The sequence below is a fragment of the Azospirillum sp. B4 genome (assembly GCF_000333275.1).
GTDB lineage: Bacteria > Pseudomonadota > Alphaproteobacteria > Azospirillales > Azospirillaceae > Nitrospirillum.
Window position 1 is genome coordinate 1 of sequence record NZ_BACU01000149.1, and the last position, 2,593, is coordinate 2,593.

Consider the following 2,593-nt stretch of genomic DNA (forward strand, 5'->3'; position numbering starts at 1 on the left):
CGGGCCGCGGGCGCGAATGCCAGGCCCAGCCGCGCGGCAGCCGGGGTGCCGCCAGGCGCTGGACGTAAAGGTAGAGCAGCGGGCCGGTGGCCAGTCCCAGGTTGAACGGGGCGAAGGACAGCCAGGGATAGGTGTCATAGAATCCGGCGAAGCCCAGGACGTAGGGCATCAGCCGCAGCACGGCCACGCCCAGCAGGGCCGCCAGCAGGCGGTTGGCGGTGCGGTTGCCACGGGCCGTCAGCAACAGAATGGCCACCAGCGCGCCGAAGCCGGCCGCCATGCCCAACATGGTACTCCAGGGACCGAAGCGGATCATGGCGCCTCCTCCGGACAGTCTAGCGCGGTCCCCGTAACGGCCGGAAGGGCCCGCCTTTTCCGGCTATCCCGGAAGGCCACGATGACGGCCGGGCGCGGCTGCCCCATGGTCGCCATCATCGGCGTCATACTGTCGCTGACAGGACCACCCCGGTGACCCCCTTACGGGGCGTCACCCAAGCATCGGAAGAAACGAGGGCCATCATGAAGCGCTCTTCCCGTCTCATTGCCGCCGCCGCGACCGCCGTCGTGGCCATGGGCGCCACCTTGCCGGCCTGGGCCGACCCGCCCCCCTGGGCGGAGGCGTCGGGCTATCATTACCGGGATCGGGATTGGCATGACGATCATCACGGGGACGATCATCGCGGGGATGGCCGGCGCGACGATGATCGTTGGCGCGATGACCACCGGGAGGATTGGCGTGACGACCATCGCGGCCCGCCGCCCCGCTATGTCGACCACCGCTCCCCCCACTATCGTGAGTTCTATGGCGCGGACGTGGGCATCGACGACGGCCGCTGCGACCGGGGCGCCGTGGGCCTGAACGTGGGCACGGTGGTGGGCGCCCTGCTGGGCGGCCTGGCCGGGTCGCAGTTCGGCCATGGTGGCGGCAAGGCGGCCATGACCGGCGCCGGTGTCCTGTTGGGCGCCCTGGCCGGCAACGCCGCCTTCAACAGCATGGACCAGAGTGACGAGGGCTGCTTCGCCCAGGCCATGGAAAAGGCGCCCGACGGCCAGCAGATCGTCTGGAACAACCCCGACAACGGCGCCCGCTATCAGATGACCCCGGTCAAGACCTGGCAGGAATCATCCGACACCTATTGCCGCGAATACCAGAGCGTTGCCGTGGTGGGCGGCCGCCGTCAGAACGTGACCGGCACCGCCTGCCGCCAGCCCGACGGCCAGTGGAAGATCGTGAATTAGTTACTCTACAAAGGCTCTGGCCTTCATGGGCCAGAGCCTTTGTAGATTTAGGCATTAAGAGTTCGACTTTGCGGCGTGGGTCATTTTTTCTTTATATCCATGATTGCAATAAGGGTGGGCAATCTGGCCATTTTTGAGAGAGCCTAATCCGCCATCTTCTTTTCGATCTTTGTGATCGAGTGTAATTGTCCCTGTATGTATGCGAGCACCACAGATTCCGCAAGTCAAAGCTTTCTGAATGGCCTGTTTCAGGAATATGGCATTGCTGGTTTCCCGAGAAAAATTGCGGCCATACTTGCGGTCATCTTCGGATATTTCAGTGATAAAAGATAACTCTGGATCTGATTTAATTATATTGACCAGTGTTGAATTGGGGGCGGTCCCAATATTATTATATATTATCTTGTACATCTTTGTAAGGGCTGGAAGTCCTTTGAGTTGGCTGCCATAGCTTCCAACAATCTGGTTGATAAAGTGTCGATATTCGATGAGGAAGTTCTCGAAATTGGCTCGAATGGCCGTAAATTTATCAAATGCACGGTGGGTTTCTAGATGGTCGACAAAGTCAATGGCTGCGAAGAATGCGGTTGGTTGGAAACGGCCAGTCGCACCATAGCAGTATACGCTTGTGTGAAGTGCAAGCGAGCCACTGTCGGACCCAAATACCCGTCGGGTTGCATCTTTAACCGATTGTAAGAATTGTAAAGTCATTGAACCATCTTTATCGTCCTCCAGAGGTTCTTCTGTTCCAGATTTTGTTTTATGTTTCCAATTTCCTGGCTTCTTTTTCGTTGACGTATCCACAGCCCCATTTATGTGATTTACAAGTGTAAAAACCAAGTCGAGACTATCAGGTGTAAGTGCTTGACCTGCGGCGGGAAGTTCTAATGTCCTGATGGGGGACTCGAGTAATGGCTTGAATAGGTTCTCGTAAATATCACGAGCCAATGAGACGATATTTTTCTTTGTATTATCGTCAAATTCCCACCAGTACTCGTGTCCACTGCCAGCCCGAAGAAGAGCTCTTGCTGCCAAGGCGTTCGGCTTTTTGCGCGCCTGGATCATCGTTAATTCTGTGGGGTGTATTGGAGTTGCACTTTGATTTATCTTGAGAAATGATCTTTCTGCGTTCGTTACGTCGCCTCGTACATCTTGAATAGTGAAGCTAACGGCAGCCATATTCCTCGCGCGAAGCAAAGTTTTTGAGTCAGGCGCGCCGTTTGGATCCTGAAGGTATTTCTTGAACTCAGAGTAGCTGCCAACGCGAGACTCGACCACTCTTTTCGCTTCTTTGGCGATACCGATTTGCGACTTCTCTATTTCACCAAAAAATGATTTTGATATCGCAGATGAG

General features: G+C 56.4%; 3 protein-coding genes. 1 reads left to right on the forward strand and 2 read right to left on the reverse strand.

The features are described 5' to 3' along the window. The coding region (locus tag I55_RS06830) for a hypothetical protein (RefSeq protein ID WP_199902489.1) at positions 1–316 on the reverse strand (316 nt) is incomplete at its 3' end. A gap of 203 nt (positions 317–519) precedes the next feature. On the opposite strand from I55_RS06830, the gene I55_RS38965 reads away from it, so the two are divergent. Further along, a complete protein-coding gene (locus I55_RS38965) occupies positions 520–1,239 on the forward strand; it encodes an RT0821/Lpp0805 family surface protein (RefSeq protein ID WP_049973894.1) in 720 nt (239 codons plus the stop codon). 54 nt (positions 1,240–1,293) lie between these two features. Here the strand turns inward: I55_RS38965 and I55_RS36880 are convergent. Then, a partial coding sequence (locus I55_RS36880; protein WP_159107127.1) for an HNH endonuclease signature motif containing protein occupies positions 1,294–2,593 on the reverse strand: 1,300 nt, incomplete at its 5' end.